At 64.0% G+C, this 25492-nt stretch carries 22 protein-coding genes; 15 read left to right on the top strand and 7 right to left on the bottom strand.

The window, feature by feature from the left end; translation table 11 throughout:
• Window positions 1-72: 72 nt before the first annotated feature.
• Window positions 73-582 carry a MarR family winged helix-turn-helix transcriptional regulator gene (locus H3H51_RS20315; protein ID WP_183090902.1) on the bottom strand — a complete coding sequence of 170 codons (510 nt, stop codon included), beginning with the start codon at window positions 580-582 and terminating at the stop codon, window positions 73-75.
• 253 nt (window positions 583-835) lie between these two features.
• Entirely contained in the window at window positions 836-1573 is a 738-nt protein-coding gene (locus tag H3H51_RS20310) for an SDR family NAD(P)-dependent oxidoreductase (protein WP_183090901.1), read from the bottom strand.
• Between the two features lie 148 nt (window positions 1574-1721).
• On the opposite strand from H3H51_RS20310, the gene H3H51_RS20305 reads away from it, so the two are divergent.
• The 6 genes from H3H51_RS20305 to H3H51_RS20280 all read left to right on the top strand — a co-directional run bounded on the left by H3H51_RS20305 (window position 1722) and on the right by H3H51_RS20280 (window position 9569).
• On the top strand, window positions 1722-2921 hold the full coding sequence (locus H3H51_RS20305) for an amidohydrolase family protein (RefSeq protein WP_183090900.1): 1200 nt from the start codon (window positions 1722-1724) through the stop codon (window positions 2919-2921).
• 125 nt (window positions 2922-3046) lie between these two features.
• On the top strand, window positions 3047-4546 hold the full coding sequence (gene glcD, locus H3H51_RS20300) for a glycolate oxidase subunit GlcD (RefSeq protein ID WP_183090899.1): 1500 nt from the start codon (window positions 3047-3049) through the stop codon (window positions 4544-4546).
• Window positions 4546-5601: a glycolate oxidase subunit GlcE gene (gene glcE / locus H3H51_RS20295; protein ID WP_183090898.1), complete on the top strand. Its 1056-nt coding sequence runs from the start codon at window positions 4546-4548 to the stop codon at window positions 5599-5601. The genes glcD and glcE overlap by 1 nt, the downstream gene beginning before the upstream one ends.
• Window positions 5602-5609: 8 nt before the next feature.
• Complete coding sequence (gene glcF, locus H3H51_RS20290) at window positions 5610-6827, top strand: glycolate oxidase subunit GlcF (protein WP_183090897.1); 1218 nt, start codon at window positions 5610-5612, stop codon at window positions 6825-6827.
• Window positions 6828-6974: 147 nt separating this feature from the next.
• Window positions 6975-7376 (top strand): heme-binding protein, encoded by a 402-nt coding sequence (locus tag H3H51_RS20285; protein ID WP_183090896.1) that lies wholly within the window; start codon window positions 6975-6977, stop codon window positions 7374-7376.
• Between the two features lie 18 nt (window positions 7377-7394).
• Window positions 7395-9569: a malate synthase G gene (locus H3H51_RS20280; protein WP_183090895.1), complete on the top strand. Its 2175-nt coding sequence runs from the start codon at window positions 7395-7397 to the stop codon at window positions 9567-9569.
• Between the two features lie 66 nt (window positions 9570-9635).
• Here the strand turns inward: H3H51_RS20280 and H3H51_RS20275 are convergent, their stop codons facing one another.
• Together H3H51_RS20275 and H3H51_RS20270 are read right to left on the bottom strand one after the other, a co-directional pair.
• On the bottom strand, window positions 9636-10826 hold the full coding sequence (locus tag H3H51_RS20275) for an MFS transporter (protein WP_183090894.1): 1191 nt from the start codon (window positions 10824-10826) through the stop codon (window positions 9636-9638).
• Between the two features lie 76 nt (window positions 10827-10902).
• Window positions 10903-12930 (bottom strand): methyl-accepting chemotaxis protein, encoded by a 2028-nt coding sequence (locus tag H3H51_RS20270; RefSeq protein WP_183090893.1) that lies wholly within the window; start codon window positions 12928-12930, stop codon window positions 10903-10905.
• A gap of 134 nt (window positions 12931-13064) precedes the next feature.
• Between H3H51_RS20270 and H3H51_RS20265 the strand changes: the two genes are divergently transcribed.
• The 4 genes from H3H51_RS20265 (at window position 13065) to H3H51_RS20250 (ending at window position 17819) form a co-directional block, all read left to right on the top strand.
• Window positions 13065-14252, top strand: a complete 1188-nt coding sequence (locus tag H3H51_RS20265) for an acetyl-CoA C-acyltransferase family protein (protein ID WP_183090892.1) — start codon at window positions 13065-13067, stop codon at window positions 14250-14252.
• Window positions 14253-14428: 176 nt separating this feature from the next.
• Window positions 14429-15616: an amidohydrolase family protein gene (locus tag H3H51_RS20260; RefSeq protein WP_183090891.1), complete on the top strand. Its 1188-nt coding sequence runs from the start codon at window positions 14429-14431 to the stop codon at window positions 15614-15616.
• Between the two features lie 30 nt (window positions 15617-15646).
• The gene (locus tag H3H51_RS20255) at window positions 15647-16933 is read left to right on the top strand and encodes an amidohydrolase family protein (protein ID WP_183090890.1); all 1287 of its coding nucleotides are present in this window, start codon (window positions 15647-15649) and stop codon (window positions 16931-16933) included.
• A gap of 76 nt (window positions 16934-17009) precedes the next feature.
• The gene (locus H3H51_RS20250) at window positions 17010-17819 is read left to right on the top strand and encodes a metal-dependent hydrolase (protein ID WP_183090889.1); all 810 of its coding nucleotides are present in this window, start codon (window positions 17010-17012) and stop codon (window positions 17817-17819) included.
• Between the two features lie 115 nt (window positions 17820-17934).
• Here H3H51_RS20250 and H3H51_RS20245 read toward each other — a convergent pair whose 3' ends face one another.
• Complete coding sequence (locus H3H51_RS20245; protein WP_183090888.1) at window positions 17935-19527, bottom strand: MFS transporter; 1593 nt, start codon at window positions 19525-19527, stop codon at window positions 17935-17937.
• Window positions 19528-19783: 256 nt separating this feature from the next.
• Here H3H51_RS20245 and H3H51_RS20240 point away from each other — a divergent pair, with 256 nt between their 5' ends.
• Genes H3H51_RS20240 through H3H51_RS20220 form a run of 5 tightly spaced genes read left to right on the top strand, consistent with a single transcriptional unit; the run spans window position 19784 to window position 24348 of the window.
• Window positions 19784-20098: a Zn-ribbon domain-containing OB-fold protein gene (locus H3H51_RS20240; RefSeq protein WP_407926526.1), complete on the top strand. Its 315-nt coding sequence runs from the start codon at window positions 19784-19786 to the stop codon at window positions 20096-20098.
• 9 nt (window positions 20099-20107) lie between these two features.
• Window positions 20108-20887 carry an SDR family NAD(P)-dependent oxidoreductase gene (locus H3H51_RS20235; protein ID WP_183090886.1) on the top strand — a complete coding sequence of 260 codons (780 nt, stop codon included), beginning with the start codon at window positions 20108-20110 and terminating at the stop codon, window positions 20885-20887.
• Complete coding sequence (locus tag H3H51_RS20230) at window positions 20884-22125, top strand: CaiB/BaiF CoA transferase family protein (RefSeq protein ID WP_183090885.1); 1242 nt, start codon at window positions 20884-20886, stop codon at window positions 22123-22125. The genes H3H51_RS20235 and H3H51_RS20230 overlap by 4 nt, the downstream gene beginning before the upstream one ends.
• Before the next feature lie 10 nt (window positions 22126-22135).
• Window positions 22136-23296 (top strand): acyl-CoA dehydrogenase family protein, encoded by a 1161-nt coding sequence (locus tag H3H51_RS20225; protein ID WP_183090884.1) that lies wholly within the window; start codon window positions 22136-22138, stop codon window positions 23294-23296.
• Complete coding sequence (locus H3H51_RS20220; RefSeq protein ID WP_220791104.1) at window positions 23293-24348, top strand: acyl-CoA dehydrogenase family protein; 1056 nt, start codon at window positions 23293-23295, stop codon at window positions 24346-24348. Before H3H51_RS20225 ends, H3H51_RS20220 begins: the two co-directional genes overlap by 4 nt.
• A 162-nt stretch (window positions 24349-24510) precedes the next feature.
• Here H3H51_RS20220 and folX read toward each other — a convergent pair whose 3' ends face one another.
• Together folX and folE are read right to left on the bottom strand one after the other, a co-directional pair.
• Window positions 24511-24882 (bottom strand): dihydroneopterin triphosphate 2'-epimerase, encoded by a 372-nt coding sequence (gene folX, locus H3H51_RS20215; protein ID WP_183090883.1) that lies wholly within the window; start codon window positions 24880-24882, stop codon window positions 24511-24513.
• A 3-nt stretch (window positions 24883-24885) separates the two neighbouring features.
• Complete coding sequence (folE, locus tag H3H51_RS20210) at window positions 24886-25443, bottom strand: GTP cyclohydrolase I FolE (protein ID WP_183090882.1); 558 nt, start codon at window positions 25441-25443, stop codon at window positions 24886-24888.
• Window positions 25444-25492 lie beyond the last annotated feature (49 nt).

The raw sequence follows: 25492 nt of genomic DNA, 5'->3' as shown, positions 1-25492 counted from the left end.
CCCGACTGGCGGGGCAGCGTGGATTGCTCGTTGTCGCGACCATCGACCCACCTCCCGTTTACCTGGTTCTTGTTATGCCGGCCCTCCCGTGGACTCTTGTTTGTCCAACTCGAGATTCCGGCGAATTCGCCTCAGCACACTCAGCGTCTGCTCCAGCTCCTCTGCCGCCAGCCCATGGGAGATGCGCTCTGTCCACTCCGCGCTTTCCCGGTTGGCCTCGACATAGGCCTGGCGCCCCTTGTTGGTGGGCACCAGTTGCTTGGAGGTCTTGTGATGAGGGTTGTCCACGTAGAGGACATAGCCGTCCTCAACCAGCACATCGGCCACCCGCTGCACCGCCTGGCGGCTGTAGCCCAGGCTGCGCGCAATGCGCGCCACGGTGGGTGGTTCCTGCGCCAAGACCACCGAAGCCAACACGATGGTTTGGGCCGAACTGCCCAGCGCCGCCGGTTTCCTCGCACTCATCACCCGACCATGCAGACGCAGCACTTCATCGACCAACTCAGCCAGGCGGGCACCCTGCTCGCTGTGAACCGAGTGGTCGAACGTCACTGCACCGCTTGTATCGGACGTCTTGCTCAAACTATGACACCTCATTTCCACTATGACAACATGTTGTCGTTTTAATTGTTATTAAATTTCCCTTGGCCCGGTGCGCCGGATCAGAGGGGGCAGGCTATGCGGTGCGCTGGTCCTGAGCAACAGGCTTATCGGCACATCAGCCTTGCCGGCGTGGGGCGGCGAAATGGATGCGGGGGTTGGCAGGACTTCGCAAGGTGGGTCCGGCAAGCGTCCGGCCCAGAAAGAAAGGCCCGGCGAATGCCGGGCCCTGGTTTCACACACCGTTGGCCATATACCCCCCATCCGCCGCCAGCACATGACCGGTAACGAACGAGGCGGCCGGCGATACCAAAAACAGAATGCACGCCGCGATCTCCTCCGGCCGAGCCCAGCGCCCCAGCGGCGTGCGCGCCAGCACCCGCGCGTTACGCTCGGAGGAGTTCTCCTTGATCCCGCGGGTCATCGGAGTATCGGTCCAGCCCGGCGCCACGGCGTTGACCCGGATGCCCTCGCCGCCCCAGGCCACCGCCAGGCTGCGGGTCAGCTGGACCACGCCGCCCTTGCTGGCCGCGTAGGCCGGCGCCGTGGGGCTGCCGAAGAAGCTCATCACCGAAGCCAGGTTGACGATGGCTCCGCCATCACGCGCCAACAATTCGCGGGCGGCGTAGCAGCAACGCATGGAGCCATTGAGGTTGATCTCCACCGTCTGCAGGAAGCCCTCCTCCGCAAACTCCGCCGCGCCCCGGCCGATCCCAGCAGAATTGACCAGGATGTCCAGACGCTCGAGGCCGGCGAAATAGCGCGTCACCGCGCCACTGTCGCGAACGTCGAGCAGGTCGAATACAGCGCCGGCAAGCCCGGCGTCCGCCCGGCAGGCATCTATTTCTGCCTGGGAAACGCCTGTGGCACGCACCGCGCACCCAGCGCGCAGCAGTTCAGCCACAGTGGCCAGACCGATACCGCTACTGCCCCCAACGACTACCGCAACCTTTCCCGCCAATGCTTCGCTCATGCTTCGTTTCTCCGGATACTTTCAATATCAGTGACAACACGTCAGTTAGTAACTCCTGGCAGGCGTCAGCTCAAGCAGTATTGACGCATGCCTATAACTAACATACAGTCAGTTTCACTAATCAACCAGACCGATCACAGAGGTCATGATGCGTAACGTCAACTACCCGATCTACGATGTCGACCGACACTTCTACGAGCCGCCAGAAGCCTTCCTGACCCACCTGCCCAAGGAATACCGCAAGGAATTCCAATATGTGCAGGTCAATGGCCGCACCAAACTGGCCGTCGGCGGCGTGATCAGTGACTACATTCCCAACCCGACGTTCGATGTCGTGGCCGCGCCAGGCGCGCATGAAGGCTGGTACCGCGGTGAGAATCCCGATGGCCTGTCGCTACGCGAGTTCGGCGGTGATCCGGTGCCTTCTGACCCAGCCTTCTTCGATGGTGCCGCGCACCTGAAGGTGATGGACGAGCAGAAGATCCACGCCGGCCTGTTCATCCCCACCCTGGCCTCGGTAATTGAAGAGCGTCTGGCCGACAAGCCGGACGTGATTGCCGCCCTGATGCACGCCTCCAACCGCTGGCTGGCCGAAGGCTGTGGCTTCGCTCGCGAGAACCGCCTGTTCCCGGTGCCGATGATCAACCTGTACGACGTCGATCGCGCCGTCGAAGAGCTCGAGTTCGTCCTCAAGCACGGCGCCCGCGTGGTGGGCATCCGCCCGGCCCCGGTCGCTGGCACCAAGAATCCGATGGAAGGGCGGGCGCCGGGAATGGCGGAGTTCGACCCCTTCTGGGCTCGGGTCAACGAGGCGAAGATCTTCGTCATGCTGCACGTCTCCGACTCCGGCTACGACAAGATCAACCGCTGGTGGACCGCCGGCGGCAAGGGTGAATTCCGTCCCTTCGAGAAGGATCCATTCGCCGAGACCCTCGACTGGATGGGCCGCGCCATCTCCGACACCCTGACCTCGCTGGTCTGCCACGGCGTCTTCGATCGCTTCCCGGACGTACGCGTGGCCTCGCTGGAGAACGGCAGCTCCTGGCTCGAGCCGCTGCTGGAACGTCTGGCGATGAACTACAAGAAGATGCCCAAGGCCTTCAAGCAAGACCCGGTGGAAAGCTTCAAGAAGCACGTGTTCATTTCGCCATTCTACGAGGACCCGGTGCTGCGCATCTGCGAAATCATGGGTGACAACCGCGTGCTGTTCGGCAGCGACTGGCCGCACCCGGAAGGCCTGAAGACCCCATGGGACTTCTTCAAGGACATCGAGGATCTCAGCGATGCCCAGGCCCAGCGCGTGATGAGCAGCAACCTCAAAGGCCTGCTGGAGGGTGTTCGCGACTAACCCGTTGCGGCCATTGCCAGAGGAAAGGGCGTGGACAAAATCCATGCCCTTTCTTTTATCCGTGCAAGGTTTCAAGCCCGCTCGGCCAGCGCCAGCGCAAGAACAACTAGACCGATGAGCCTGCCATGAACATCCTCTACGATGAGCGCGTCGACGGCGCGCTGCCGAAGGTCGACAAAGCCGCGCTGCTGAATGAGTTACGCGAGTGCCTGCCCGACCTGGACATCCTCCACAGCGAGGAAGACCTTAAACCCTACGAATGCGACGGCCTCTCCGCCTACCGCACCACACCCATGTTGGTGGTGCTGCCCGAGCGCCTTGAGCAGGTCGAGCGCTTGCTCAAGCTCTGCCATCAGCGCCGCGTGCCGGTAGTAGCCCGCGGCGCCGGGACCGGTCTATCCGGCGGTGCCCTGCCGCTGGAACAGGGCATCCTGCTGGTCATGGCCCGTTTCAACCACATCCTCGAAGTGAATCCGGCCGGACGCTTCGCCCGCGTGCAGCCCGGCGTGCGCAACCTGGCGATTTCCCAGGCGGCGGCGCCCTTCGATCTTTATTACGCGCCTGACCCTTCCTCGCAGATTGCCTGTTCCATCGGCGGCAACGTCGCCGAGAACGCCGGCGGCGTGCATTGCCTGAAGTACGGCCTGACCGTACACAACCTGCTCAAGGTGGACATCCTCACGGTGGAAGGCGAGCGCCTGACCCTGGGCTCCGATGCCCTGGACAGCCCCGGCTTCGACCTGCTGGCCCTCTTCACCGGCTCGGAAGGCATGCTCGGTGTGGTCACCGAGGTCACGGTCAAGCTGCTGCCCAAGCCCCAGGTAGCCAAGGTGCTGCTCGCGGCCTTCGACTCGGTGGAAAAGGCCGGTCGCGCGGTGGGTGACATCATCGCCGCCGGCATCATTCCCGGTGGTTTGGAGATGATGGACAACCTAGCCATTCGTGCCGCCGAGGATTTTATCCACGCCGGTTACCCGGTGGACGCCGAAGCCATCCTGCTGTGCGAACTGGATGGCGTGGAAGCTGACGTCCAGGACGACTGCGAGCGGGTACGCCAGGTGCTGGAAACGGCCGGCGCCACCGAAGTGCGCCTGGCCCGCGACGAAGCCGAGCGCGTGCGCTTCTGGGCTGGACGCAAGAACGCCTTCCCGGCGGTGGGTCGCATCTCCCCGGATTACTACTGCATGGACGGCACCATTCCGCGTCGCGAGCTGCCTGGCGTACTGCGCGGCATTACCGATCTGTCCGCCGAATACGGCCTGCGCGTGGCCAACGTGTTCCATGCCGGCGACGGCAACATGCACCCGCTGATCCTCTTCGATGCCAACCAGCCCGGTGAGCTGGAGCGCGCCGAGGCCCTGGGCGGCAAAATCCTCGAACTCTGCGTGGCGGTGGGCGGCAGCATCACCGGCGAACACGGCGTGGGGCGCGAGAAGATCAACCAGATGTGTGCCCAGTTCAACGCCGACGAGCTGACTATTTTCCATGGCGTGAAGGCCGCGTTCGACCCCACTGGCCTGCTCAATCCCGGCAAGAACATCCCCACCCTGCACCGCTGCGCCGAGTTCGGTGCGATGCACGTGCACATGGGCCAATTGCCCTTCCCCGAACTGGAGCGCTTCTGATGAGCCAGACATCCTTAGATGCCAGCGCCCGGTTGCTGGAGCAGGTCAATGACGCCATCGCCCGACGCCAACCACTGTGCATCCAGGGCGGCGGCAGCAAGGCACGCCTCGGCCGCCCAGTGGCCGGCGAACTGCTGGAGACCCGCGAGCACCGCGGCATCGTCACCTATGACCCGACCGAGCTGGTGGTGACGGTACGCGCCGGCACGCCGCTGGCGGAACTGGAGCGCGCGTTGGACGAGCAAGGCCAGCTGCTGGCCTGCGAACCACCGCACCTGGGCGCCGGTGCGACCGTGGGTGGCATGGTCGCCGCCGGGCTGTCCGGGCCGCGCCGCCCCTGGGCCGGATCGGTACGCGACTTCGTGCTCGGCACCCGCCTCATCACCGGCCAGGGCAAGCACCTGCGCTTTGGTGGCGAGGTGATGAAGAACGTCGCCGGTTATGACCTGTCGCGCCTGATGGCCGGCAGTTTCGGCTGCCTCGGGGTGCTCACCGAGGTCTCCCTCAAGGTGCTGCCCAAACCGCGCGTCGTGGCCAACCTGCGCCTGGAGCTGGAGCTGGATCTGGCCCTGCGCAAACTCGCCGAGTGGGGCCAGCAGCCGCTACCCATCAGCGCCGCCTGCCACGATGGCGAGGGGCTGCATCTGCGCCTGGAAGGTGGTGAAGGTTCGGTAACCGAGGCCCGCGAGCGCCTTGGCGGCGAAACCGTCGAGCCCGGCTTCTGGGGAGACTTGCGCGAGCAGCGCCTGCCCTTCTTCAGCGATAGCCGACCGCTGTGGCGCGTCTCCCTGCCCATCGACACTCCGGCCCTCGACCTGCCCGGTATTCAACTGGTGGATTGGGGCGGCGCTCAACGCTGGTTGAAGTCTGCTGCGCCGGCCGACGACATCCGCACGGTGGTGAGCCGCGCCGGTGGTCACGCCACTTGCTACGGCGCCTGCGACATCCCTTTCCAGCCGCTGCCGGCAGCGCTGATGCGCTACCACCGCCAGCTCAAGGCGCAACTGGACCCGCTGGGGATTTTCAACCCCGGACGGATGTACGCGGAAATCTGAGGCCGAACATGCAAACCCAACTGAGCGAACAAGCACGCGCCCTGCCGCGCGGCGAAGAAGCCGAAGCAATTCTGCGTTCCTGCGTGCACTGCGGTTTCTGCAATGCCACCTGCCCCACTTACCAGCTGCTGGGTGACGAGTTGGACGGCCCACGCGGGCGCATTTATCTGATGAAACAGGTGCTGGAAGGCCACGAGCCCACTGCCAGCACCCTGCAGCATCTGGACCGCTGCCTGACCTGCCGCAACTGCGAGACCACCTGCCCCTCCGGTGTGCAGTACCACAACCTGCTGGATATCGGCCGCGCGGTGGTCGAGGCATATGTGCCGCGGCCCCTGGGCGAACGCATGCTGCGTGCCGGCCTGCGCGCCGTGGTGCCCAATGCCGGGCTGTTCAAAGCCCTGGTACGCACCGGCAATGCCTTGCGCCCGCTGATGCCGGCGGTGCTCAAAGCCAAACTGCCGCGCCAGGTGCTCCCGGCACGGCCGCGCCCCGAAGCACGCCATCAACGCCAGGTGCTGATGCTGGAAGGCTGCGTGCAGCCCGGGCTGTCACCCAATACCAATGCGGCCACCGCACGGGTACTGGACCGCCTCGGCATCAGTGTCGTCCCGACCCGTGAAGCCGGCTGCTGCGGCGCCGTGGACTATCACCTGAACGCCCAGGACGCCGGCCTGGATCGGGCCCGGCGCAATATCGACGCCTGGTGGCCGGCCATCGAGAGCGGTGCCGAAGCCATCATCCAGACCGCCAGCGGCTGCGGTGCCTTCGTCAAGGATTATGGCCATCTGCTGAAAGGCGACCCGAGCTACGCCGCCAAGGCCGAGCAAGTGGCCCGATTGGCCAAGGACCTGGTGGAAGTGTTGCGCGATGCACCGCTGGAAAGCCTTGGCATACGCGGCGACTTGCGCCTGGCCTTCCATTGCCCCTGCACCCTGCAGCACGCGCAGAAGCTCGGCGGTGCGGTGGAAGCAGTGCTCAGCCGGCTCGGTTTCCAACTGACCCCGGTGCCGGACGGGCACCTCTGCTGCGGCTCGGCCGGCACCTACTCCATCACTCAACCGGAACTGTCCCGGCAACTGCGCGACAACAAGCTCAACGCCCTGGAGAGCGGCCAGCCACAGGTCATCGCCACCGCCAACATCGGTTGCCAGACCCACCTGGACGGCGCCGGCCGTACCCCGGTGCGGCACTGGATCGAGCTGGTGGATGAAGCCATGGGCTGACTGAAGGCCCACTCCCGTCTACGGGAGTGGGATACACACGCGAGCAATTTTTCAGCCTGGACACAGTCCGGGACTGGGGCAGGCCAAAGCTCCCGGATGTCCTCCGGGCTACGGCCCCGTCCCTCCTTTCAATTAAAGAGGTACGTCATGCAGCACAAAGTCATCCTCGGCCAGACCGAAGTCACCCGCATCCTCGCCGCCGCACGCGCTGAAGCCGAAGCCAACCAATGGAACGTCGCCATTGCCGTGGTCGATGACGGCGGCCATCCGCTCGCCCTCGAGCGCCTCGATGGCTGCGCGCCGATTGGCGCCTACATCGCCACCGAGAAGGCGCGCACCGCCGCCCTCGGCCGCCGTGAATCCAAGGGCTACGAAGACATGGTCAACGGCGGACGCAGCGCCTTCCTCTCGGCGCCCTTGCTCACCTCCCTGGAAGGCGGCGTGCCGGTGCTGGTGGATGGCCAGGTGGTCGGTGCCATTGGCGTGTCCGGCGTCAAGGCCGACCAGGATGCCCAGATCGCCCACGCTGGCGCCCAGTGCCTGGCTTGAATTAGACGGAGAATCAACATGACCGAACGCGTGAAACGCCACCGCCTGCAAGTGGCGGCAGAGCTGGCCGCCTTCATCGATCGCGAAGCCCTGCCGGGCACCGGCCTGGATCCGGCCGCCTTCTGGCAAGGTTTCGATGCTCTGGTCCACGACCTGGCACCGAAGAACCGCGCCCTGCTCGCCGAACGTGATCGCCTGCAAAGCGAGCTGGATAGCTGGCACCGCAGCCACCCGGGGCCGATCCGCGATATGGCCGAGTACCGCAAATTTCTCGGCGAGATCGGCTACCTGGTGGGGCAACCGGCGCACGTGCAGGCCACCACCGCCAATGTGGATCCGGAGCTGGCGACACAGGCCGGGCCGCAACTGGTCGTGCCCATGTCCAACCCGCGCTATGCGCTGAACGCCGCCAACGCGCGCTGGGGTTCCCTGTACGACGCGCTCTATGGCACCGATGTCATCCCCGAGGATGGCGGCGCGGAAAAAGGCGCCGGCTACAACCCGGTGCGTGGCGCACGGGTGATTGCCTTCGCCCGCAGCTTCCTCGACCAGGCCGCGCCGCTCGCAGCAGGCTCCCATGCGGACGCCACCGGCTACCAGGTGCAAGGCGGTCAACTGCTGGTCAACCTGGACGGACGCCAGAGCAGCTTGCGCGATCCACAACTCTTTGTTGGCTATCAAGGCACGGCGCAAGCGCCCAGCGCCATCCTGCTGAACCACCATGGCCTGCACTTCGAGATCCAGATCGACGCCAGCCACCCCATCGGCAAGACCGACGCCGCCGGGGTCAAGGACGTGCTGATGGAGGCGGCCCTCAGCGCCATCATGGATTGCGAGGATTCAGTGGCCGCGGTGGACGCCGCCGACAAGGTACAGGTCTATCGCAACTGGCTAGGCCTGATGAAGGGCGACCTCACCGAGGAAGTCAGCAAGGGCGGCGCGTCCTTCACCCGTCGCCTCAACCCCGACCGCACCTACACCGCCGCCGAGGGCTCGGACATCACCCTACCCGGACGTTCGCTGATGTTTGTGCGCAACGTCGGCCACCTGATGACCAACCCGGCGATCCTCGACGGGGAAGGTCGAGAAATCCCCGAAGGCATCCTCGACGGCGTGGTCACTACCCTCGCCTCCCTGCACGACCTGAAGAGCCGGCGCAACTCACGGCGCGGCTCCATCTATATCGTCAAACCGAAGATGCACGGTCCAACCGAGGTGGCCTTCGCCGCCGAGCTCTTCGGCCGCGTGGAAGACCTGCTGGGTCTGCCGCCCCTGACGCTGAAGATGGGCATCATGGACGAGGAGCGGCGCACCAGTGTCAACCTCAAGGCCTGCATCGCCGCCGCCTCGAGCCGAGTCGCTTTCATCAACACCGGCTTTCTCGATCGCACCGGCGACGAGATGCACAGCACCATGGAAGCCGGCCCGATGCTGCGCAAGGGCGACATGAAATCCACCGCCTGGATCCAGGCCTATGAGCGCAACAATGTGCTGGTGGGTCTGGCCTGCGGCCTGCGCGGCCGTGCGCAGATAGGCAAAGGCATGTGGGCCATGCCGGACCTGATGGCAGCCATGCTGGAGCAGAAAATCGCCCACCCCAAAACCGGTGCCAACACCGCCTGGGTGCCCTCACCCACTGCCGCCACCCTGCACGCCCTGCATTACCACCAAGTGGATGTGCAGGCGGTGCAGCAGGAACTGGAGCACATCGACCTCTCGGCCGCACGCGAAGGGTTGCTCAGCGGCCTGTTGAACGTGCCGGTTGTCGAGAAGCCCGACTGGAGCGCGGCTGCCATCCGTGAGGAACTGGAGAACAACGCCCAGGGCCTGCTCGGCTATGTGGTGCGCTGGGTGGAACAGGGAGTCGGCTGCTCCAAGGTGCCGGATATCCACGACGTGGGCCTGATGGAAGACCGCGCCACCTTGCGCATCTCCAGCCAGCACATGGCCAACTGGCTGCGCCATGGCGTGGTCAGCCGCGACCAGGTTCTCGAGGTGCTGCAACGCATGGCCAAGGTGGTTGACCAGCAGAACGCTGGTGACCCGAACTACCGCCCCATGGCCCTGGACTTCGACGCTTCCGTTGCCTTCCAGGCCGCCTGCGCCCTGGTCTTCGAAGGTTGCGCGCAACCCAGCGGCTATACCGAACCCCTGCTGCATCGTTTCCGCTTGGCCTTCAAGAGCAGCAACTGACCCTCTCGCACCAGGCCGGCGAGCCATCCGTTATCTATGGATGGCTCGCCTCCTGCGCTTTTATCTTCAGTCCCGCACCGGCCTGGTCCCAACCGGCCAGAGTGCGGTGCCTGCCAGCAGTACGGCCAGCACCCAGAACGGGACTGTTGCGCCGATGCCGAGCAGCAGCGTCCCGGCCAATGGGCCGACCACGATGCCAAGTCCCTGCATGAGCCCGATCGAACCCGCCGCTTCCCCCTGCTCGTGAGGCTCCACCGCATTCGTCGCCAGGACCGCGAAGGCCGGGAACAACCAGCCCATGCCCAGGGCCGAAATAAAGAAGCTGACGGCCAGGCACATGACCGAGGCGGTCATGGCGGTCATGACGAAACCTGCCGCCGCGACCAAGCCGCCGATGCGGATGAGCCGCTGCGCCGACCAGCCCAGGCGACGCACCAGCAATTGCGCCAGGATCATCGCGATGCCGGTCAGTGTCAGCGCGAGGCTGGCGGCCCTGGCCGCGGAAACCGGCTCCAGGTGCAGGCGGTCAAGGGCATAGAAACCTGCGGTCATCTGCCCGGCACCTATGGCGCTCACCACGACCAGGCAGACCGTCATGGCCCGGCGCAAGCGTGGATCGCCCAGGCGCAGAGGCGCCTCGCTGCGGGGGCGCGGCTGCTCATGACGCGGCAAGGTGTACCACAGGGCAAAAAAGCCAAGGACAGGCAGCAGCGCAGTGACATACAGCGGCAAGGTCAGGTTGGATTGCGCCAGCAGGCCAGCCAGGGCCGGGCCGGCCACCATGCCGAAGGCCCCGGAGGCACCCAGCGCCGCCAATGCACCGGCCCGTTCGGCCGGGGCGTAGTGATCAGCAATCAAGGCCTGGGCCGTGGTAGGGATTGCAGAATAGAAGGCACCGACCGCGCCCCGGGTGAGCACTAGTCCGATGAATGCCAGAACCGCCGCAGGCAGCAGGTGCAGCGACAGTACGATGACCGCGCACATGCTCCAGTACGCCAAAGTCACCCCGGCGGCGCCCAGCAGCAAGGTATGCCGGCGTCCGCGACGGTCGGCCATCGCGCCCCAGAACCGGGCCAGCAGCATCCACAGGATGCCACCCAGGGTAACGGCAAAACCCGCCTGCCAGGGTTGCAGGCCGAGCACCCGCGAGATCGGACCGGCCAGTGAAACGAACGAGACCACGGCCATGGTGCAGGCCATGTTGGCGAACAGCAAAGGTGGCAGGGACAGTAAAGTGGGAGTCGAAGTTTTGCGCATCAGATAGTTCCTGCTTGGGGCCTCTAGGTCCGCCCCATCACCGACAAGCCGAGGGGCGGAGGCATCATTTACGTGATCAGATGCGGAAGGTCCCGATCACCTGCTGCAGGCTCTCTACTTGCCCATGCAGTTCCTCACTGGCTTGCTCGGCACGGGCAGCGCCCTGCGCAGTGCGCTCGCCCACCTGACTGATTTCTACCAGGTTCTTGTCAATGTCCTGGGCCACCGCGGTCTGCTGCTCGGCCGCTGCGGCGATCTGCTGGCTTTGATCGACAATGGTGCCGATAGCACCCAGGATGTTATCCAGCGCCGCCTCTACATGGTCGGCCTGACTGGCGGTGGCCCCGGCCATGTGATGGCTATCGCCCATAGCCTTGACCGTGGCGCCGACACGATTGCGCAGGTTGACGATCATCTGCTCGATCTCGGTGGTGGACTGCTGGGTGCGACGCGCCAGAGTCCGCACCTCATCGGCCACTACGGCGAACCCCCTGCCCTGCTCACCGGCGCGTGCCGCTTCGATGGCGGCGTTCAGGGCCAGCAAGTTGGTCTGCTCGGCAATGCTCTTGATCACGTCCAGCACCTGGCCGATGGCGTTGCTGTCGGCGGCCAACTGATTGATCACCAGCATGGACTTGTCGATTTCCCCGGCCAGAGCCTGGATGTTCTCGACCTGCTGACGCACCATGCCGCGCCCACGCACTGTCTCGTCGTTGGCGCTGCGCGCACAATCAGCAGCGGCCACGGCGCTACTTGCCACCCCATGGGCTGTGGCGGACAACTGGTTCATGGCTGTAGCCACCTGTTCCAATTGACCACGCTGATCCGCAACCGCACGCGAGCTGGCGGCTGAAACCGACTGCACCAACTCGGTCTGCCGACCTACCTGCAAGGCGACACCGCTGACCCGGCGAATCAGGTCCTGGATCTGCCCCACGGTGCCGTTGAAGATGGTGCCCAGGTCCGCCAGTTCATCGCGACTGTCGCCACGAAAGCTTGCCGTCATGTCGCCGCCCGCCACCTTATGCATGACCTTGCCCAGTTCGCCGAGCACGTTCCGGGTAGAGAGATAAAAGGCGCTGTAGAGATAGAGGATCAGCAGGAAAATCACCACCAGCGCGACCAGCAAAAGTGTCATCTGCTGCCTGGCTTCGGTAACACGTGCCTCGAGCTCCTCGCCCAGAACCTTTAGCCCTGTTTCGCCTAGACGTTGACTGGTCTGACTGAACCCAGCCATCTGGTCGAAGAAGGCAGTCCAGGGCATCTCTAACTCGGCAGCATTAAGGACTTGCTCGTCCACCAGCGTGCGAGCGCCGCTCAGGCCTTCAAGACTCCCATGCACGGCATCGGCAAGGTCCTGGTAACCCTTGGCGCTCGACAACAAGTCTTCGGTCTTGAGCCCGTACTCGCCACTCACCTGCCCCAGCTCGACCACCAGGTTGTCGAGCAGGATGGTGTCGTTGGAGCTGAGGAATCCCTGACCCAGCGCCGCCGCACCCTGGGCACGGGCGCTGTTGAGGAGTTGCATGGCCTTGGGTGCGGTGATGCTGACCAGCTCAGCCACCTGGCGCACCAGCGGCTGTTGGTCCTGGCTGAGGCCAACCTGAGCCACCAGGTAGAGCAGGAACAGCTCGCAACGCTTGGCCAGTTGGCCGGCCAGCTCCATTTTCGGCGCACCGCCGTCGGTCTTGGCCAGACGCTGCAAACCCTCACGCAGTTCGTCCCGCTTCTGCCGGAAGACTCCGGCCTGGTCGACGTCCACGCCGCCCCACTCAAGTCGCTGCGCCAGTTCCATCGCGCGGGCCTCGGCAGCTCGGATGCGCTGGTCGATGTCACTGTTCTTGCTCACCTGGCTGACCCGCAACCGGATCAAGGTGAGGTCCTTGAGCTGGTCGAGCTGGTATTGCAGCTCAAGAGCCTGTTCTACCAGCGGCAGGCTATTCAGCAAGGCGCCAGCATCGCTCCACTGGCGGTGGACATCACGTACCAGGTAGTAGTTGGTGCCCAGCAGTGGCACGAAGAACAGAGCGCTGATCAAGCTGAACTTCATGGCGAAGCCCAGACGATTCATCAGCCGTATCCCAGGACTCAATACAACCTTCATGGCGATGCCCTCATTGTTCTTGTTCAAGTGGCGTGGTTTGCAAGCCGCAGCGCTGGCAATGCTGACGGCGAATGCGAAATAATAGCTGACGTTTAGTTATTTTTATAGCGCAGCGCCAAGCATGAGGAACGAAGATGAGCGAGCATGAAGTGGTAATCGTCAGCGGGGTTCGCACGGCCATTGGGGATTTCGGTGGCAGCCTGAAGGACTTGCCACCAACGGAACTTGGCGCCCTGGTGACGGCGGAAGCCCTGCGTCGAGCCGGTGTTTCAGGTGAAGAAGTAGACCATGTGGTGTTCGGCAACGTGATCCACAGCGAAGCCAAGGATATGTACCTGAGCCGGGTGGTTGCCATACAGGCTGGAATCGGCCAACAGGTACCAGCTCTGACACTGAACCGCCTGTGCGGGTCGGGCCTGCAAGCGATCATCAGTGCCGCCCAGGGCATCCTTCTGGGTGACAGCAAGGTCGCTGTGGCTGGCGGCGCGGAGAGCATGAGTCGCGCGCCCTACTCCAGCGCTACCAATCGATTCGGAGCGCGCATGGGTGATGTGAAGTTGACCGACATGCTTACAGGCGCCCTCACCGACCCCTTCCACAATGTGCATATGGGAATCACCGCAGAGAATGTCAGCAAAGCCCACAGCATCTCCCGCGAGGAGCAAGATGCCTTGGCCCTGGAGTCCCACCGTCGCGCAGCCCGCGCGATCGAGCAGAACCACTTCCGTGAGCAGATCCTGCCGATTACCCTGAAAGGCCGCAGAGGCACGATACAGTTCGACATCGACGAACATGTGCGACGCGATGCTGCTCCGGACGACTTCGCCACGCTGAAGCCTGCATTTGATCGTCAGGCCGGCAGCGTCACCGCCGGCAACGCTTCCGGACTGAACGATGGGGCCGCCGCGCTGGTGTTGATGGAGCGCACCACCGCCGAGCGCCGGGGCATCAAGCCGCTGGCCCGTATCCTCTCTTATGGCCATGCTGGAGTAGACCCGCTGCAAATGGGTATTGGCCCGGTACCGGCCTCACGCCAGGCCCTGGAGCGCGCTGGCCTCAGTATTGCCGACCTTGACCTGATCGAAGCCAACGAAGCCTTCGCCGCCCAGGCCTGTGCCGTGAGCCGCGAACTTGGACTCGATCCGGCCAAGGTCAACCCCAACGGCTCGGGCATCTCCCTCGGTCATCCCATAGGTGCCACGGGGGCCATCATCGCCATCAAGGCCATCTACGAGCTGCAACGCACAGGTGGTCGCTATGCCCTGGTGACCATGTGCATCGGCGGCGGCCAGGGCATAGCCCTGATTCTCGAACGCCTCTGAGAGACCTCCCTCGAATCAAAGAACCGGCCCCTATGGCCGGTTTTTCGTTTTCGGCTTGCAAACAAATAACTAACCATCATTCATTTATTGACCTGAATCAAGAGTCTCGCGCAAGCGTCGGCATGTAATGGCTGTGGGCCGTCGCCCTAACCAAAACAACAGCCGAGGATCAACGCATGGGCAATACCAACTACCCCATCTACGACTGCGACCAGCATTATTACGAGCCACCAGAGGCGTTCCTGCGTCACTTGCCCAAGCAGTTCCGCAACGACTTCCAGTACGTACAGATCAATGGCCGCACCAAACTGGCAGTGGGCGGCGTGATCTCCGACTACATCCCCAACCCGACCTTTTCACACGTCGCCGATATCGGCTCTCACGAGGGCTGGTACCGCGGCGACAACCCCGAGGGACTGTCCCTGCGCGAGTACGGCGGCGCCCCGATCCCCTCCCACCCTGCCTTTCACAACGGTGCCGAGCACCTTAAGGTGATGGACAAGGAGGGCATCCACGCGGCCATCATCCTGCCGACTCTGGCCTCGGTCATCGAGGAGCGCCTGGAACACAAGCCCGAATCCATCCAGGCGCTGTTCCACTCACTCAATATGTGGGTCGCCGATGAATACGGTTTCGGCAATGGCCGCCAATTCCCGGCCGGCGCCATCAACCTGTCTGACTGCGAAACCGCCTGCAAGGAACTGGACTTCCTGCTCGCCGCCGGTGCCCGCTGCGTACTGGTCCGCCCTGCTCCGGTGGCCGGTATCCGCGGCAGCCGCTCCCATGGCTTCAAGGAGTTCGACCCGTTCTGGGCGCGCATCAACGAGTCGAAGATCTTCGTTATCCACCACGTCTCCGACTCCGGCTACAACCGCATCTACCGCTGGTGGACCGCGGGTGGCCAGGGTGAATTCCGCCCCTTCGAGAAGGATCCGTTCAACGAGATGCTCGACTGGATGGGCCGGCCGATCGCCGACTCGCTGTCGGCACTGGTCTGCCACGGCGTGTTCGATCGCTTTCCCGATGTGCGCGTGGCAGTGCTGGAGAATGGCTCGTCCTGGCTGGAGCCACTGCTCCAGCGCTTCGAGCACGTCTATTCGAAAATGCCCAAGTCGTTCCAGCGCGACCCAGTGGAGAGCTTCCGCGAACACGTGTTCCTGGCGCCCTTCTACGAAGACCCCGTAGACAAGGTGGTGGAACTGCTCGGCGCCGACCGCGTGCTGTTCGGCAGCGACTGGCCGCACCCGGAGGGCCTCAAGCGTCCGCTGGACTTCTTCAAGGACATCGAGAACCTGTCCGCCGCCGATACCAAGAAGATCATGCACAGCAACCTCAAGGGGCTGCTCGAAGGCGCCCGCAACTGAGTCCAGCGACAACAACAAGAGGGTACGACCATGGATATGAACGATCTCATTCTGATCAGCGTCGATGACCACGTCATCGAACCGCCGAACCTGTTCGACAAGCACCTGCCGGCCAAGTACAAGGACATCGCGCCGCGCCTGGTGACCAACGACAAAGGTGCCGATACCTGGGTCTACGACGGCCAGGTGATTCCCAACTTCGGCCTCAACGCCGTGGTCGGCCGGCCGCCGGAGGAATACGGCATGGAGCCGACCGCCTACAGCCAGATCCGCCACGGCACTTTCGAGGTGGCCAAGCGCGTCGAAGACATGAACGCCGACGGTGTGCTGGCCTCGATCTGCTTCCCCACCTTCCCGCACTTCGCCGGCAACCGGCTGATCGCCTCCAGCGACAAACGGGCCGCGCTGGCCATCGTGCAGGCCTACAACGATTGGCATATCGACGAGTGGTGCGCCGCTGCTCCTGGGCGCTTCATCCCCCTGGCGATCCTGCCGCTGTGGGACGTGCAGGCCTGCGTGACCGAGCTCAAGCGCGTAGCAGCCAAGGGTTGCCGCACCGTGACCTTCCCGGACAACCCGGTAGCCGCCGGACTGCCGAGCATCCACCTGGGCTACTGGGATCCACTGTGGCAGGCGGCCGTCGAGGAGCGCATCGTCATCAGCAGCCACATCGGCTCCGGCAACCAGGCGCCACACTCGTCGATGGATTCGCCGATCGACGCCTGGATCGTGACCATGCCCATGGCCATCTCCGGAGCCGCTGCCGACTGGCTGTTCTCGCCGGTGTTCAAGCAATTCCCCGATCTGCGGCTGTCGCTGGCCGAGGGCGGGATTGGCTGGATTCCCTACCTGCTGGAGCGCGCCGACTTCGTCTACAAGCACCACCATGCCTGGACCAACTCAGACTTCGGCGAACTGCTACCCAGTGAACTGTTCAAGCGCAATGTGCTGACCTGCTTCATCGACGACCAGTTCGGCCTGCACAGCACCGACTTCCTGAACATGGACATGGTCGCCTGGGAGTGCGACTACCCGCACTCGGACTGCGTCTGGCCGCATTCACCGGAAACCGTCTGGAACGGGATCAAGCACCTGCCCAAGGAGCTGATCGACAAGGCCACCCACCTCAACGCGATGCGCGAGTTCCGCCTCGACCCCTTCGCCACGCTCGGTCGCGAAAACTGCACCGTGGGCGCCCTGCGCGCCCAGGCCAAGCACGTCAACGTGACACCGGTGCCTGGCATGGGCGGACACAACCCGTCGAACCGCCATGGCCACCCGGTCACCTCCGGCGAAGTGGTCAAGCTATTCGCCTGACCTCCTCGGCCTGGGCGCCAGCCGCACGCCCGGGCCGATTTCACTTGTTCCCGAAAACCAGCCGCAAGGAGGTTCCATGCGCGTTCGCAGCCCCGCTATCGATTTCTCCGACGTGCGCCCCGACTGGGCGCCGAACCGCGAGTTCGCCCATTACTACAACGCCGCTTCCACCGTACCGGCCCACGTCGAACCCTTTCTGGTCAAGGTGATGATGCGCGCCCGCGATGAGCTGGCTAAACGCCCCGGCCAGCAGCGCTTGCTGGAGGACGTGGAGATTTTCATCAAACAGGAAGTGCAGCACTGCAAGCGCCATGTGGCCTTCAACCAGCGCCTGTACGATAGCGGCTACGCCGGTATGCGCGAGCTGGAAGCGCCCTACGAGGCCGACTACCGGCGTTGGTTGGAAGAGAAGCCACTGCGTTTCCTGCTGGCCTACTCCGAAGGCTTCGAGGCCATGGGTTCATCCAGCGCCGAGGTGTTCTTCAGCGAACTGGACGATTACCTGGAAGGCGCCGATGAAAACGCGGTGACCCTGTGGAAATGGCACCTCGCCGAGGAGTTCGAGCACCGTAGCGTCTGCTACGACGTGTACAAGGCGCTCTACGGCCACGGCCTGCGTGGCTACCTGTACCGCCTGTATGGCTTCGTCTATGCGCTTGCCCACATCGGCCGACACGTCCATCGGGTCAATGCCTACCTGCTCAAACAGGACCGCCGCAACCTGCGGTCGGAGGTGGAGCACGCCGCCTCGATCGAGCGCGAGCAGCAGGTCAAGCGGCACCTCACCAGGGCCAGTCTGCCCCGCCTGCTCAAGGTCTTCTCACCGTTCTACGATCCAGCCGACAAGAAAGCCCCTGCAGGTATGGCGGAGTATCTGAACCTCTGAGGCGGGCCAGCTCGCACTGCTGTTGCTTGCATTGCCTCGTGACTCAGATGAAGTTCGGGGGCAGGGTCACTGTCCCCTGGGTTTCACGAGCGGCCGCTGGCTCGCGCCTGCCTGCTCAGGAGTCGCCGAGCGGCAGGGACTCACGGAGGTAATGGGACACCCGCGGAGGCTCAGCCCCCACGTGCAGCGCCCGAACGCCCTCCTCCGCCTCCCGGTCAGCCAATGTGGCACGAGTCTGTTGGCGCAAGTAGTCGGACCAGGAGTCCACCATGAAGCGCTCCATGTACCAGGCAGAGCGCTCCAGCTCGCGGTAGATGCGCCAGAAACTGGCGCCGTCTCGACGACGATTGACGCCCATTGCGTGGATACGGCGGAGGAACTCCGCGCGGTCTTCAGGGCGGATCTGGTAAGCGATCTGCACCGTTACCGGGCCGTCCTGAGGTTGCAGCTCGGCGAAGGAAAAGGCCGGCATCTCATGACTGGAAGGCGTCACCTCGGCCTCCTCTCCCAAGCGAGCGCGATAGCGCCGCATGACCAGTAGCGACATCACCACCATCAGGGACGCCAGCAGCAGCGCATCGGCTGTGCCGATCCGCGTTGCCACCGCCCCCCAGGCAGCCCCGCCTATGGCCAGGGAGCCTTGGAAAACCAGCATATAGATGGCCACGGAACGGGCGCGAATCCAGGGCGGCACAGTGGACTGGATCGCCACCAGATGGATCGTGCCGACGCATAGCCAGCCTATCCCGGCGAAGAACAGCACCACGCACCGCACCATCGTATTCGGTACTTCGGCCACCACGAGCATGCCCAGGGCGTAGACGAGAGTGGCGATCAATACCATGCGGTTGATCTCCAGATGGGCCCGCAGTAACGGCAGAAACAGGGCCCCACACATGGTGCCGACGCCAATACTGCCCAGCAGCATGCCGTAGCTGCCTGCGCCGCCGGACTCGCTGGCCACTACCGGCAGCAATGCCCAGAGCCCGCTGCCCGCACCGACGAAGGCCATGGTGCGCAGGCACTGGGTGCGAACCACCTCCGAGTAACGCGCATAGCGCAGGGCACCGCGCAATCCGGCCCAAAGGGTCTCTGCAGGCATTGAGGAATCCTTGGCCGGCCGGCGCATACAGGCCACCACCAGCACCGAGCCCACCAGCAGCAGTGCGCAAATGACGAACACGCTGACGATGCCCGAAGCCGCCACCACGCCGCCAGCCAACGCGGGGCCCACCGCCCTGGCAGAGCTGTAGGAGACTGAAGACAGAGCCATGGCCGAGGCCATGAAGGCACGCGGCACCGCTTCAGCCTGAGTGGTGTACCAGGCCGGCCCCTGCAGTGCGAAGCCGATACCGAAGGCGAAAGTCAGCGCCAGCAGCGACCAGGGGGCGATCATCCCGGTGGTGCAGAAACCCACCAGCGCCAGTGCCGCTAGCAGCATTCCGGCATGGGTCAGCAGCAGATAACGGCGCCGGTCGAAGATGTCCGCGAACACGCCACCCGGCAGGCCGAAAAAGAAGGACGGCAGGCTGATGGCGGTCTGTACCAACGCCACCAGCATCGGCGAGCTGCTCAGGGACACCATCAGCCAGGCCGCCCCGACGTTCTGCATCCAGATCGCCAGGTTCATCGCCAGAGCTCCCAGCCAGAGCCAACGAAAGGCAGGAAAGCGCAAGGGCGCCCAAAGGGAGTTCGAACTGTCGGTCATCGGGTGTCCCATTTCTGCGAAAGCGGCCTCGGCTTGACTCGCCGCTTGAATGCCCGCATATTAAAAACTAACTGATCGCCAGTTTTCACCTTAAGCAAGGCCTAGTCAACACGGCATCATGGCGAGCAGAAGAAATACAACTAGACAGTTTTAACCCGGCGCCAGCAAGCAGACTCCAGGCGCCCACCAGGGATTGCACACCATGGCCCTATGCCCCGATCTCGAATTTCAAGGGTTCCTCAAGCAGGGGCGATTCATGCTCCAGCGCAGCCAATCCAGCCAGCGTCACTTCTTCTATCCGCGGGTACTGGAACCCGGCACCGGAGCCACTGACCTGGAATGGGTGGAGGCCTCAGGCCTGGGTACGGTCTATGCGGTCACCGTGGTGCGCCCCAAACCTCCGACCGAGCCCTACACAGTCACCTTGGTCGACCTGGATGAAGGCCCACGCCTGATGTCCCGTGTCGAGGGCCTTCCGGCCGAGCAGGTGAGCATTGGCTTGCGGGTCAAGGCGCGCATCAGCGCCGACCCGGAGCAGTTCTTCGTCGTTTTCGACCCCCACAGCAACTAGGCGAACATCATGGTCAACAAGAATCCGATGTCTCTCGAGGGACGTACCATCATCATCACCGGCGCCGGGCAAGGGATCGGCCTGGGCATTGCCCGCCTGGTCATCGAGCTGGGCGGCAATGTGGCCGCGGTGGATCTCAATGGCGAGGCGCTGCAAACGGCAGCCGATGAGCTGGGCGAGCGCTACCTGCCGCTGGCCGGCGGCGTGTCCGACGCCGATTTCGTTCAACGTGCAGTGGAGCAGGCCATCACCCGCTTCGGCGCGGTCCACGGCCTGGTCAACAACGCGGGTATCGGCCGCCCGGCAATGATCGAGAAGATGACTCTGGAGCAATGGCAACTGGTGCTCGACGTACACCTGACCGGCTCCTTCCTGTTCACCCAGGCAGTTGGCCGTCATTTGATCGAGCGCAGCAAGGCCGGTGACCAAGCACCCGGCGCCATCGTGTTCATCTCCTCGGACGCTGGGCGCCGTGGCAGCCTGGGCCAGATCAACTACTCGGCAGCCAAGTCCGGCATGTTCGGCATGGCCATGACCGCCGCGCGCGAATGGGCCAAGTACGGCGTGCGCGCCAATGCCGTGTGCTTCGGCATGGTGGAGACCGCCATGACCGAGAAGGTCCGCAGCGATCCGCGCTTCCTCGACACCTACATGCAGCAGATTGCCCTGGGCCGCTTCGCCTCTCCTGAGGAAGTCTCGGTGCCGGTCTGCTTCCTGCTCTCCGAAGGCGCCTCCTACATCACTGGCCAGGTCCTTTCGGTCAATGGCGGCTACACCATCGCGGTATGACCATGAACGACATCTCCCCTGAAGTACTCAGCGGTATCCGCATTCTCGACATGACCCGAGTGATCGCCGGCCCCTACGCCGGACAGATCCTCGCCGATCTTGGCGCCGATGTAATCAAGGTCGAGCGCCAGGGCGAAGGCGACGACATCCGCCGCATCGGCCCGCCTTGGATCAAGGGCACGGAGAACCAGCCACACCAGGAATCCACCTATAGCCAGGCGGCCAATCGCAACAAGCGCTCCATCACTGTGGACTTCGCCCAGCCCGAAGGGGCCGAGTTGATCCGCCAGATGGTGGTCAATTGCGACGTGTTGCTGGAAAACTATCGCACCGGCACCCTGGCCAAGTACGGCCTGGGCTACGAGGAGCTGCGCAAGATCAACCCGCGCCTGATCTACTGCTCCATCACCGGCTTCGGCCAGACCGGCCCCTACGCTAACCGCTCGGGCTACGACTACCTGATCCAGGCCATGGCCGGGGTCATGTCGGTCACCGGCCACCGCGAAGGCGAACCGGGTGACGGACCGATGCGTGTAGGCATTCCGGTGGCGGACATTTGCGCCGGCCTCTACGCCGCCATTGGTGTTCTCGGCGCACTGAATCACCGCAACAGCAGTGGCGAAGGCCAGCATATCGACGTATCGCTGTTCGACGCCCAGATGGCCACCCTGCTCAACACCTTCTCCGCCTGGTTCAACGGCGGCAAGGAACTGGGTCGGACCGGCAACGATCATCCCAGTGCTTCGCCCTATGGGGTCTACCCGGTGGATGACGGCTTCATCCTGATCGCCACCTTCAACGATCGCGAGTTCGTCCGCCTGGCCAAGGCGGTTGGCCGCGATGACTGGATTGAAGATCCCCTGTTCGCCAAGAACGGCGCCCGCGTGGCCAACCGTCGGGAGCTCTCGCAACAGCTCACCGAGGCTCTGCGTGGACGCACCAAGGCCCAATGGATCGAGTACCTGAATGCCAACACCGTATCCTGCGGCCCGATCAACGACATGCAGGATCTGGAGCAGGATCCGCACGTAATCGAGCGCGAGATGGTGGTGGTCCAGGAACATCCGCTGAACGGCACGGTGCGTTCGGCTGCCAGCCCTATGCGCTTCTCCGCCACTCCGGTGCGCTACAAGCAGGCGCCCCCGGCTATCGGCGAACATACGGACGCAGTGCTCGGCGAATGGCTGGGCCTCTCCGCCGAGCGCATTGCCGAACTGCGCCAGCGCAACGTCATCTGAGGGAATTGCCGTGACATCAGCATTCAGCTTCAAGCCCCTGCAACTCCCCTCTACTCTCGAACCGCTGCGCCAGGAGGCCCGCACCTTCCTGGCCGAGGCCTCACGCGACTGGTCCGGCTGGAAGGTCGGCCACTCCTGGACCGGGTTCGACCGCCAATTCAGCCGCGAAGTCGGCAAGCGTGGCTGGATCGGCATGACCTGGCCTAAAGCCTATGGCGGCCGCGAGCGCTCCGGTCTGGAGCGCTATGTGGTGGTTGAAGAGATGCTCGCCGTCGGCGCCCCTCTGGGCGCCCATTGGTTCGGTGATCGCCAGAGCGGCCCGTTATTGCTGCGCCTGGGTACCGAGACCCAGCGCCAGCGTTTTCTGCCACTAATCGCACGCGGTGAAGCCTCATTCTGCATCGGCCTCAGCGAGCCGGACTCGGGTTCCGACCTGGCGTCCCTGCGCTCCCGCGCCACACGCGTAGAGGGCGGCTGGCGCCTGAATGGGCGCAAGGTGTGGACCACCAACGCGCACCTCTGCGACTTCATGATCGGCCTGTTCCGCACGGGCGGCCAAGCCGACACTGAAAAGCACAAAGGCCTGTCACAGTTCATCATCGACATGCACGCTTCCGGCATCGAAGTTCGCCCGATTCATGACCTGACCGGGGAAGCCCACTTCAACGAAGTGACCTTCGATAACGTCTTCGTTCCCGACGACATGCTGGTCGGCCGCGAAGGTGATGGATGGGCACAGGCCAGTGGCGAGTTGGCTTTCGAGCGTAGCCAGCCGGACCGCTACATGAGCGCCTTCCCACTGCTTCCACTGACCATCGACGCCCTGCGCAATACCGGCACCGACGATCGTCTCGCCGCCCGCCGCCTGGGCGAAGCTGTGGCCGAGCTCGCCGTGCTGCGGGAGATGTCCCTATCCATCGTCGGGCAACTGCAGGACGGCCATTCCCCTGCCAAGGAAGCTGCACTGGTGAAAGACCTCGGCAACCTCCATGAACAGCGCATGCCGGACCTGGTCCGCGAGCTGCTGGACTGTTCGTCCAACATAGTCGCCGAGGATCGGCTCAGCGAACTCCAGGCGTTCCTGGTGCAGAACGCGCCCTCCTTCTCCCTGCGTGGCGGCACCCGGGAAATCCTGCGCGGCATCATTGCCAAGGGGCTAGGACTGAAATGAGTAGCAGCGAAATGAACATCAGCGAAATGCTCGCCGAGCAGGTCCAACGTCTGTTCACCGACCGTATCGACCGTGACACCTGGGTGCGTGCCGAAGACGGCCAACTGGACAGCAACCTCTGGCAGGAAATCGAAGCCATGGGCATCACTCTCGCCCTCAGCGGCGAGGACGCCGGTGGCGCTGGCCTAGGCTGGGCAGAGAGCGAACCGGTGCTGCGCCTCTGCGGCGTGCATGCCGTTCCTGTTCCTGTAGGCGAAACCAGCATTGCTGCCTGGGCGCTCTCCCGCGCAGGACTGGAAGTACCGGAAGGCATGCTCGCGCTCTCCGACAAAATCTTCGAATTGGACGCCCAGGGCAGGCTGCACGGCCAGGACGCCCAGCTGAGCTGGCTTCCGGTAGCCGGTCATGTGCTGGTCGCCGCCATGCACGATGGTGTCATGCACCTCTGCCTGGTGTGCGCCGACGCTGGGCGCCAGCAGGCCACCGAAACGCTCGACCGCTTGCCCTGCGCGAGCTTCGAACTAGACGGTGTCCTGCCGCTGCAAACTGCCGAAGCTCCCTTCCTCGACGAGTTGGGACTGCGCCCGCACCTTGCCGCGCTGCGCAGCATGCAAATGGCCGGAGCCCTGGCCAGGGTACTGGACCTTTGCGTGGAGTACGCCAATACCCGCGTGCAGTTCGGCAAGCCCATCGGCAAGTTCCAAGCAATCCAGCAGATGATCGCGGAGCTCGCTTCCCAGGCCGCCGCCGCGCAGGTCGCCGGCCTTTATGCGGCTCGCCAGATAGATGCCGACAACGCCAGCTACGGCGCCGCCGTGGCCAAGAGTCTGATTGGCCGAGCCGCCACCCGCGCGGCGGCTATCGCCCACCAGGTGTTCGGCGCCATCGGCGTGACCGACGAGCACAGCCTGCACTACTACACCCGTCGCCTCTGGCAGTGGCGGGCTGAGGCCGGCAGCGAGCATTGGTGGTCGGAACGGATTGGCCGTGAGGTGCTGGCGCAGCGTGGGGACCACCTTTGGCCACAACTGACTGCGCCTGTCGGCGCTTGATAGGAGCAGCACTCCCTCCGCCTAGGAGGGAGTCGGGCGGCGGACCAGAGACGCGTCGATTGGCGCGGAACCGGCGAAGTCCAACCACCTCGAGCTCCAAGCCCAGGGTGTCGGGCTTGGAGCTCAGCCCGACCTACAGCATCGCGCGCGCGGCTGATCCGTTCAGCGCTCACTAGCCAGGGTGATCGAGACCGACTCGGCGAAACGCAGGGCGTGTAGCTTGTCGACTTCCACTTCGGCGTAGTGCACGGCCGGGTTGCCCATCACCAGGTCGAGCAGCTCCTGGGTCAGGCGCTCGAGCAGGGCGAAGCGATTTTCCTCGACGTGGCGGATCACCGCCTTGGTGATGGTGCGGTAATTCAGCGCGTGGTCGATATCGTTGTCACGCACCGCCTCGGTGGCTGAGTAGAGGAAGGTCAGGTTGATCAGCACATCCTGCTTATTGAGGATTTCCTCCTCCTTGATGCCTATGTAGGTACGCAGGCGCAGGTCCTTGACGCGGATGCGCGCCATCCCGGGCTTCAGGCCAGGCATTCGCTACTTTCGTCCTATCAGCTGGAGGAACTCGGAGCGAGTGTTCTGCGACTCACGGAAGGCACCGAGCATTACAGAGGTGAGCATCTGAGAATTCTGCTTTTCCACTCCGCGCATCATCATGCACATGTGCTGGGCCTCGATGACCACGGCGACGCCAGCGGCACCGGTTACCTGCTGGATGGCGTCGGCGATCTGCCGGGTGAGGTTCTCCTGGATCTGCAGGCGCCGGGCGTACATGTCGACGATGCGCGCCACCTTGGACAGCCCCAGCACCTTCCCCGTGGGGATATAGGCCACGTGGGCCTTGCCGATGAAGGGCAGCAGGTGGTGTTCACAAAGGGAATAAAGCTCGATCTCCTTGACGATCACCATCTCGTCGTTGTCCGACTCGAACAACGCGCCATTGACGATTTCAGCCAGGGTCTTCTGGTAGCCGTTGCAGAGGAACTGCATGGCCTTGGCCGCGCGTTTGGGGGTATCGAGCAGGCCTTCGCGGGCGGGGTTCTCGCCAACGCCGAGCAGGATTTCCCGGTAATGCTGGGTCATGGGTTCGCTCATCTGCGTCTCTCCCACTGATTACATTGGATAGGCGCCCGGCAACCGCCAG

Source organism: Aquipseudomonas ullengensis (genome assembly GCF_014174475.1).
In the GTDB taxonomy this organism is placed as follows: Bacteria; Pseudomonadota; Gammaproteobacteria; order Pseudomonadales; family Pseudomonadaceae; genus Aquipseudomonas; species Aquipseudomonas ullengensis.
This window is presented reverse-complemented; position numbering and strand designations above follow the sequence as displayed.